A 9,285-nucleotide genomic window follows, 5' to 3' on the forward strand; every position below is an offset into this window, starting at 1 on the left:
TTAACCTACTGTTTAATTTTCAAAGTTCATTTTGTCTTTCGTGTTTGCCCTTTTCTCAAGGACAAGTAATACTATACCATCTCATTTTAATATCGTCAATACTTTTTTAAAACTTTTTTTATTTTTTTATTGTTATAAACTTATTCATGTAATTAAGCTTTCCAATTAACATTAATTTTTATTCATATATGCCTAAATTTAGGCATATATTTTTAGTTATTTTTATTTAATAATTGATCTATTCTTATTCTATCAAAGCCTAATACATGTTCTCCATCTATAAGTGTTAATGGAACAGACATATACCCTAACTGAATAAGATTTTTTCTAGCTTCTTGATCTTTAGATATATTATACTCTATATATTCTATGTTATTTGCTTTTAAATAGTTCTTTAAATCTACACAATTTTTGCATGTATTACTGCTAAAAACTTCTACTTTTTTCATTTTCATCACACCTTCTCTTCTTTAAATTTAAAAACACCCTACTTGTATTTTTTATAAACATATATTAGATTAGTATTAAATATTAAATGAAATATGTCAATACTACTATTTAAGTAAATAATGTTATTTTTAGTTAATGCATATATACAATTTATTTATAAAGCCAATTTTAGGAGGATTCTAAATATGAGCAAAAAAGTATTAATTATGTCTGCTTCTACCGGTGGTGGGCATAATAGGGCAGCTAGAGCTATTAAAGAAGAATTAATCAAAAAAACAATTGATGGAGAAAATATAGAATGTAAAATCATAGATAGCTTAAAACTTGTTAATACTACTATGGATAAAATAATCTCTAGGGGTTATGAAAAATCAGCGATCTATACTCCTTACGCGTATGGTAAAGTTTATAGATTTTCGGAATCTGGCATAGCTTCTAAAAACGAATTTAAAGATAATATGATTACAAATTTTATGGCAAAAAAATTTAGAAAATTGCTTTTAGATGAACAACCTGATGTAATAATAGGTACTCATCCATTCCCTATGATAGCACTTAGTACTTTAAAAAAACAATGTACAGATTCTAATAGTCATACATTGTTTCATACTAGTTTTAATGATAATTTTATTAAACACTTTAATACTGAATCATTTCCAACACTTATATCTGTTTTAACCGATTACACAACTCATTCTACTTGGATTCAAAATGAATTAGATTATTATGTTGTAGGACATGAATATGTTAAAGAATTGTTAATTTCTGAGGGTGTAGATGGTAATAAAATTAAACCATTAGGAATACCTGTTGAAAAATCATTTTTACAAAATAGGGATAGAGAAACAGTATTATCTGAGCTAGGTTTTGATAAAGATAAACTAACAGTACTTTTAATGGGTGGTAGCTTTGGTGCTGGAAATATTAAAGAAACATTAACTGAAATGCTTAGTATTGATAGAGATTTTCAAATATTAGTTATAACTGGAAGAAATGAATCTCTTAAAGAAAAGTTAGAAAAAAATCTTGATTCTCATCATATTGATAAGAACGTTAAAGTTTTAGGTTTTACAAATAAAATGAATGACATATTAGCTTCAATTGATGTTCTTGTAACAAAACCAGGAGGTCTTACAACTACTGAAGCTTTATTAAAAGATGTTCCTATGATTGTGCCTTATTACATTCCTGGACAAGAAGAAGAAAATTTAGATTTCTTATGTAACTGTGGATCAGCATTAAGAACAACTAAAAAATACTCTTTATCGGTTTTATTAAAAGTTCTTATAGATGATTCATCTAGATTAGAAATACTTAAAAAGAATATAAAATCAATTCGAAAGTTTAACTCTTCACAAAATATAGCAAATTTAGTTGAATCAGACTTATTAAAAGATAAATAAAAAAAATCTGTAGATACCTACAGATTTTTTTTATTTATCTTTTAATAGCCTAGTATCTTGGCTCATAAAAATCTTCTTCATAATCATATTGGTAATGCTTGTAGTTATTTCTAAAATTACTTTCTTTTGATTTTAAAGATTTCTTACTCTTCTTTTTTATAAGAAGACTCATATCATCAGATTCACTATATTTACCTTTAATTTTTGATGATTTCATTTTCTTGTTTCGCTTCTCTTTCATAGCTTTATGCTCTTCAAAATTCATTGCTGATTTCATTTTGCACCCCTATTAAAATTTTTAATAAATTATAAATCAGATTATACAATACAACTATTTCTACTTCAATATTTGTACTGTAATTTTCATATCAAAAATTCTTTTAAAATATGACATAACTCTATGAAAAAATAAAAAAATCGAGAATCAAACCTCGATTTTTTATATTTCTCTTCTGCCTTCTAATGCTTTTGAAATTGTAACTTCATCTGCATACTCTAAATCTCCACCTACAGGAAGTCCATGAGCTATTCTTGTTACTTTTATCCCCATTGGTTTTAAAAGTCTAGCTATATACATAGCAGTAGCTTCTCCTTCTATAGTTGGATTTGTGGCCATTATAATTTCCCTTACATCTTGATTTCCTAATCTTTGAATAAGTTCTTTTATCCTTATCATGTCTGGTCCTATACCATCCATAGGTGATATAACTCCATTTAGCACATGATATTGACCATTAAATTCTTTAGTTCTTTCCATGGCAGCCACATCTCTAGGATCTTCAACGACGCATATAACGCTACTATCTCTATTTTTATTAGAACACATACTACATGGATCTTTATCTGTTATATTGTAACAAATAGAACAATATTTAATTTCTTTTTTAGCTTCTAATATAGCTTTTGATAAAGCTTCTACATCATTAATATTCATATTAATTACATGAAAAGCTAATCTCTGCGCTGTTTTTCTTCCTACACCAGGTAGTTTAGAAAATTCTTCTATCAGTGCTGATATTGGTCCTGAATAAGTTTGCATCTTATCACCTACTAGAATAATCCTGGGATATTCATTCCTCCAGTTAATTTGTTCATTTGTGAAGATTGCATATCATCAACATTTCTTAATGCTTCATTAATTGCACTTAATACTAAGTCTTGAAGCATTTCTATATCATCTGGATCTACAACTTCAGGTTTTATTTGTATATCTACAACTTCTTTTTTACCATTAACTTTTACAGTAACAGCTCCTCCTCCAACAGAAGTTTCTATTTCCTTAGATTCTAACTCTTCTTGCATTTTTTGCATATCACTTTGCATTTTTTGAGCTTGTTTTAATAATTGATTCATATTTCCAGGCATCATTCCTGGGAATCCCTTTTTAGCCATATGTAAAATCCTCCTTAATTACCTTTATTATTTAATTTATGCTATTATTATATCATAATAGTATTTATTATTTAATTTCATTTTCACTTACACTTTGCTTTATATCTAGTATCTCTTTAGGAAATACTTCTTCTAGTATTTGTTCTCCTTTATCCTTTTCCTCTTTTTCTATTTCTAGTTTTATATTTTTAGATTCTGACTTTAATATTATTTTTATACCAAAACTTCTATTAATCGTATCCCTAACCACACCTTCTATATAAGATAGTGTCTTAACATCACTTAATTTATTCTTAGCAAATGCAAATTTATCATCAAAAATTATATATAAAGTGTTTGAATTAACATTAAAGTCTTTAGCTTCTCTTAGTATTGCATATACAGGCATATTTCTATCTTTTTTTATATTGGTAAGTATATTTTCCCAAGACTTTTCTACTAATTTAACATCTTCACTTTTAACTTCTTCGTAGTATATCTCTTCTTTTTCTTCATACTTTTCTTCTTCTTGCGTTACAACCTGTTCTTTTTTATCTTGATTATTATTTACAGTTATATTTCCACTTCTTATAACTTCTTCTAAGTTAGATATTCGCTTTAATAATGCTTCCTTACTATCATCAAACATAGGTTGAGATAATTTCATTATACTAACCTCTGCCAAAACCCTAGGATTAGATGATGCTTTAATATCATCTTGAGTAACAGATAGTATATTTAGTATTCTTATAATCTCATTAGTTTCTATTGTTTCTGCTTGAGATTTTAACTGATCTATTATCTCCTCTGGTAAAGATATTATTTCATCTAAATCATTAGATACTTTACATACCATTAAGTTTCTAAAATGATCAATTAAATCATCAATTAAATTTTTTATGTCTTTACCCCATATTACAAATTCATTTAAAATTTCTAGACACTTTTTTGTATCTTCTTTTATAACATAATCTGCCATTTCAAATAATTGTTCTACATTTACAGTTCCTAATAAATCTACAACATCTTTATACTCTATCTTATTTTCACTAAAAGACATACACTGATCTAATATACTAAGAGCATCTCTTAGAGCTCCTTGAGAATTTCTTGCTATTAAGTTTAGAGCTCTATCATCTACCTCTACATTGACATCTTCACATATTTCTTTCATTCTAGAACTCATATCTTTAACAGTTACTCTCTTGAAATCAAATCTTTGACATCTAGAAAGTATAGTAGCAGGGATTTTATGCGGTTCTGTTGTAGCTAATATAAATATTACATATGATGGTGGCTCTTCTAGAGTTTTTAACAAAGCATTAAATGCTCCTTGAGATAACATATGAACCTCATCTATTATATATACTTTGTACTTACATTTAGCTGGAGTATACTTTACGTTTTCTCTAATTTCTCTTATATCATCAACGCTATTGTTTGATGCTGCATCTATCTCTATGACATCCATATTATTGTCATTTAATATATCCTTACAAACCTCACATTCATTACAAGGTTCCTCATTAACGCTATCTTCACAATTGACAGCTCTTGCAAATATTTTAGCTGTAGAAGTTTTACCTGTACCTCTAGTACCACAAAATAAGTAGGCATGTCCTACATTATTATTTTGTATCTGATTTTTTAAAGTTTTAATTATATGTTCTTGTCCTACAACGTCTTTAAATGTTTGAGGTCTATAGGCTCTATAAAGTGCCTTATGCATAAATTTATCTCTCCTTAATTCTAAAATACCGATATATTATTATATACCAATATACAATAATTTTATCTATATCTAACACAAAAACTAAATATATATCTTTATATTAAAAAAATCCCTTAACTATAAGGGATTCTTATTTTATATATTAAAGCTGTGCACCATCTATTGACTTACTATCATAGGCGTTACCTAAACAGTTAGCTCGACTTAGGCACCCCCGCGGCACACGAAAGTGATCACTTACCGTTGCTTCCTTCCGGATCTGGCGGGGTTTATGAGCTTCCGTTGCGCAGGACCTAAGTGTCAACACCACTTATTTAGGGCAGCCCTACAATATATAAACCTCTAGATGGAATTCAACCCTGCTATAGCGGATTGCAGGTTACAGGACACCGCTACCTTCCCGTCTAGCACAGCAAACTTATAACCATAATTAAGTTTTTTGGCGGAGAGAGTGGGATTCGAACCCACGATACGGTTTTAGCCGTATACTCACTTTCCAGGCGAGCGCCTTCGACCGACTCGACCATCTCTCCCTACTGTCGCTTTCTTAATTCCTTAAAAAACTTTTGTAATATACTTGAACATTCCTCTTTTAATATACCAAATGTTACCTCTATATTACAAGTGTTAAAATAATCTATTTTAAATTCATGTTGTTTTTCTATATTTAAATTTTTAATATGCTTAGTTCCTACTATAAGTTTTTTTATTCTTGACTGAACTATAGCTCCACTACACATTATACACGGTTCCATAGTTACATACAAGTCACAATTTATAAGTCTCCATCCACCTAAGTATTCTGAAGCCTCTCTTATAGCTAAGATTTCCGCATGGGCAGTTGAATCATTTAATGTTTCAGTTAAATTGTGTGCTCTAGCTATTATTTCTCCATCTTTTACTATTACGGCACCTATAGGCGTTTCGCCTTTTTCATAAGCTTTATATGCTTCTTTTATTGCTTCATTCATATAAAACGACTTATCCATGCTTCCTCCTAAAACTTATAACATATTTAATATTACCATAATTAAATTTATAATTCAACTCAAATTTAAATTCATATTCTTCTATAATATTACAAATTCTTACTAGAATTTAATAAAAATTATACTAATCTTAAATTTTATTAAATAAAAAGGAGCTTAAATTTTTAAGCTCCTTCTTTAGATATATTTTTAATATTTAATATTATAATTCTTCTTTTTTGATAACATCAACACCCATATATGGTCTTAATACTTCTGGAACTACTACAGATCCATCTGGTTGTTGATAGTTTTCTAATATAGCAGCTAAACATCTTCCAACTGCTAATCCAGATCCATTTAATGTATGAACATATTCAGCTTTAGCTTTTTTATCTCTCTTGAATCTTATACCAGCTCTTCTAGCTTGGAAATCTTCAAAGTTTGAACAAGAAGATATTTCAACATATCTGTTATAACTTGGCATCCAAACTTCTAAGTCATATTTAAATGCAGCTGTAAATCCTAAGTCTCCTGTACATATTCTAACTACTCTATATGGTAATCCTAACATTTGTAACATAGTTTCTGCATCATTTGTTAATTTTTCTAATTCTTCATAAGATTCTTCTGGTTTAACAAATTTAACTAATTCAACTTTGTTAAATTGATGTTGTCTAACTAATCCTCTAGTATCTCTACCTGCAGAACCTGCTTCTGATCTAAAGCATGGTGTGTATGCACAGTATTTTATTGGTAATTGATCTACTGATAATATTTCATCTCTATGTATATTTGTTACTGGTACTTCTGCTGTTGGTATTAAGAAGTAATCAAGTCCTTCTAATTTGAACATATCTTCTTCAAATTTTGGAAGTTGTCCAGTTCCTATGAAGCTTGCTCTATTTGCCATGAAAGGAGGTAATACTTCCGTGTAACCATGCTTTTCAGTATGAGTATTTAAGAAGAAGTTTATTAAAGATCTTTCAAGTCTAGCTCCTAATCCCTTGTATAAAGTAAATCTTGATCCTGTTATTTTTCCTGCAGTTTCAAAATCTAATATTCCTAATCCTGTTCCTATATCCCAGTGAGCTTTATTTTCATAATCAAACTTAGTAGGTTCTCCCCAAGTTCTTATTTCAACATTATCTTCATCAGTTGTTCCTTGTGGAACATCTGGGTGAGGAACATTAGGTATTCTCATTAATCTATATTCTAGTTCCCCTTCTACTTCCTTAACTTTTTCATCTACACCCTTTATTTTATCTGATAATTCCTTTAACTTAGCCTTAGCTTCAGTTACATCTACACCTTCTTTTATTAATTGAGGTATTTTTTTAGATTCTACATTTAATTCATTTTTCATAACTTCAACTTCTTGAAGTAATTCTCTTCTTTTATTATCTAATTCAACTACAGCATCAAGGTCAAATTCCTTTTCCCCTCTTACTTGCATTGCTTTTTTTATTTCATCTAAATTTTCTCTGATTCTTTTTATATCTAGCATTTTTTCTTCCTCCTGTTTTTAATATTTTTTATATTTATTTTCATGAAAATAACGTTAACCTTATTGATATTGTGACAATTTCATCACTGATAATTTTTGTATTTATGTATACAAAAAAAGACCTTCGTACCCTTAAAAAAGGGACGAAAGTCTTGTTATCCGCGTTGCCACCCTAGTTGTTTATATTGTAAAAATATAAACCTCTTAAATCCTGTAACGTAGGTATACGACTAATCTTACTATTAATTCCGATTAGTAGCTCCGGAATGGATTCAAAAACCATTGTAATGAGTTCTCACCAACCACTCACTCTCTGAATACAAACTTGCTTTTTACTATTTTCCTTCATAGCTTTATTGGTTGTTCTATTTGTTAATCATTATATTATATATATTATCAACTTTCAATACTAATATTCAAAAATTTTATTATTTTTTTATTAGTTCTTAGAATTATCTTCTGTATTTTTATAGTATATAACTCTTGAAGGGAATGGTATTTCAATATTATTTTCATCAAATTTTTCTTTAACTTTTTCCATAATATCAAAATATACACTCCAGTAATCATCAGTTTTAACCCATGGTCTTGCAACTATTTTCATAGAACTATCTCCTAAAGTATTAAGTCCTATGATTGGTTTTGGATCTTCTAATATTCTTTTATCTTCTTTAAAAATTTTATCTAAAACATTTTTTACAAATTTTATATCACTGTCATATGAAACATCAAATGAAAAGTCTATTCTTCTTTTATCTTGATGAGTATAATTAATTATATTGTCACTAGTCAATTTAAAGTTTGGAACTATTATAGCTTTATTATCTGGAGTCTTTAATACAGTACTAAAAATTTGTATATCAGAAACTGTTCCTTCAACTCCAGATCCACATATATAATCTCCCGTTTTAAATGGTTGAAAGAATAATATAATTATCCCCGATCCTAGGTTTGATAATATTTCTTTAAATGCCAAACCTAATGATAATCCGATTACTCCTAATAAAGAAACCATTACAGTCATTACTGATTGTACTGGGAAGTTAATAATCTCTAAACATGTCATAACTACCATTACTATTCCTGTTCCATAAATACCATAAGAAATAAAGTTAGCGACACCTCTTTCAACATTATATTTTAATATAAAATTTTTGCTGTATTTTTTTACTATTTTGCACGCATATAAACCTAATACAAAAAATATAATCGCATATATTAACTTAGGTCCACTATTTTTAACCGCATGAAAAAATGTCTCTACTGTTTGTTGAGATACTTGCGATGTAGTTTCCACCACCATATAATCAACCTCCTTAATTTACATAATATTTAATTATATCAAGTTATTATATATCTTTTTACAAAATTTTTAAACATTATACTCCATTTTTAAACGTTTTATAAATTTAATTTGAATTTTTTATCATAAAAAAAACTATGCGAATATGCATAGTTTTTATATTGTTTCACAAGAATTAAATGAATTACAATTTTTTATATCACTAACAAATTTATCTATATCATGAACACTACTATTTCCTGAAAAAGCAACTTTTATATTTGAAATATCATCATTTATAGGACCTTGTTCTATAGATTCTATAATTAAATTATTATTATCTGCTAAATTAATAATATCTAGAATGTTACCTCTACACATTTGAATGCTAAATTTCATTTAACCTACCCCCCTTTAATATCTTTAATAAAAGATATGTATAAGGGTTTATGAATATGTAATCTTTTTCGTAATAAATAAAAAAGATTACGTGGCTACGTCCTACTCTCCCAGGCGGCTTCCCACCAAGTACCATCGGCGCTAAAGAGCTTAACTTCTGTGTTCGGAATGGG

Annotated in this window: 10 protein-coding genes, 1 tRNA gene, 1 rRNA gene, 1 other RNA gene and 1 other annotated feature; of the genes, 1 reads left to right on the plus strand and 12 read right to left on the minus strand. The window is 28.2% G+C overall.

Annotated elements, in window-relative coordinates; translation table 11 throughout:
- Positions 1-212: 212 nt before the first annotated feature.
- Positions 213-449 carry a glutaredoxin family protein gene (locus ABFX13_RS14205; protein WP_147548196.1) on the minus strand — a complete coding sequence of 79 codons (237 nt, stop codon included), beginning with the start codon at positions 447-449 and terminating at the stop codon, positions 213-215.
- 186 nt (positions 450-635) lie between these two features.
- Here ABFX13_RS14205 and ABFX13_RS14210 point away from each other — a divergent pair, with 186 nt between their 5' ends.
- Positions 636-1,853: an MGDG synthase family glycosyltransferase gene (locus ABFX13_RS14210; protein WP_346047132.1), complete on the plus strand. Its 1,218-nt coding sequence runs from the start codon at positions 636-638 to the stop codon at positions 1,851-1,853.
- Between the two features lie 49 nt (positions 1,854-1,902).
- Here the strand turns inward: ABFX13_RS14210 and ABFX13_RS14215 are convergent, their stop codons facing one another.
- The 11 genes from ABFX13_RS14215 to rrf form a co-directional block, all read right to left on the minus strand.
- Complete coding sequence (locus tag ABFX13_RS14215) at positions 1,903-2,130, minus strand: hypothetical protein (RefSeq protein WP_147548198.1); 228 nt, start codon at positions 2,128-2,130, stop codon at positions 1,903-1,905.
- A 162-nt stretch (positions 2,131-2,292) separates the two neighbouring features.
- Positions 2,293-2,892, minus strand: coding sequence for a recombination mediator RecR (recR, locus tag ABFX13_RS14220; protein WP_147548199.1), 600 nt, complete (start codon positions 2,890-2,892; stop codon positions 2,293-2,295).
- Positions 2,893-2,903: 11 nt separating this feature from the next.
- The gene (locus tag ABFX13_RS14225; RefSeq protein WP_147548200.1) at positions 2,904-3,245 is read right to left on the minus strand and encodes a YbaB/EbfC family nucleoid-associated protein; all 342 of its coding nucleotides are present in this window, start codon (positions 3,243-3,245) and stop codon (positions 2,904-2,906) included.
- Positions 3,246-3,312: 67 nt separating this feature from the next.
- Positions 3,313-4,953, minus strand: coding sequence for a DNA polymerase III subunit gamma/tau (gene dnaX / locus ABFX13_RS14230; RefSeq protein ID WP_346047136.1), 1,641 nt, complete (start codon positions 4,951-4,953; stop codon positions 3,313-3,315).
- A gap of 151 nt (positions 4,954-5,104) precedes the next feature.
- An RNA gene (gene ffs / locus ABFX13_RS14235) (signal recognition particle sRNA large type) lies at positions 5,105-5,369 on the minus strand.
- Between the two features lie 27 nt (positions 5,370-5,396).
- Positions 5,397-5,489, minus strand: a tRNA-Ser gene (locus ABFX13_RS14240).
- Complete coding sequence (locus ABFX13_RS14245) at positions 5,490-5,945, minus strand: nucleoside deaminase (protein ID WP_346047138.1); 456 nt, start codon at positions 5,943-5,945, stop codon at positions 5,490-5,492.
- Positions 5,946-6,147: 202 nt separating this feature from the next.
- On the minus strand, positions 6,148-7,431 hold the full coding sequence (serS, locus tag ABFX13_RS14250) for a serine--tRNA ligase (protein ID WP_346047140.1): 1,284 nt from the start codon (positions 7,429-7,431) through the stop codon (positions 6,148-6,150).
- A gap of 136 nt (positions 7,432-7,567) precedes the next feature.
- Positions 7,568-7,789: a binding site (T-box leader), on the minus strand.
- Between the two features lie 81 nt (positions 7,790-7,870).
- Positions 7,871-8,734, minus strand: coding sequence for a mechanosensitive ion channel family protein (locus tag ABFX13_RS14255; RefSeq protein WP_346047142.1), 864 nt, complete (start codon positions 8,732-8,734; stop codon positions 7,871-7,873).
- A gap of 156 nt (positions 8,735-8,890) precedes the next feature.
- Positions 8,891-9,112: a hypothetical protein gene (locus ABFX13_RS14260; RefSeq protein ID WP_346047144.1), complete on the minus strand. Its 222-nt coding sequence runs from the start codon at positions 9,110-9,112 to the stop codon at positions 8,891-8,893.
- An 89-nt stretch (positions 9,113-9,201) separates the two neighbouring features.
- Positions 9,202-9,285 (minus strand): 5S ribosomal RNA (rrf, locus tag ABFX13_RS14265); the annotation flags it as partial.

The organism is Paraclostridium tenue (genome assembly GCF_039521565.1).
GTDB lineage: Bacteria > Bacillota > Clostridia > Peptostreptococcales > Peptostreptococcaceae > Paraclostridium > Paraclostridium tenue.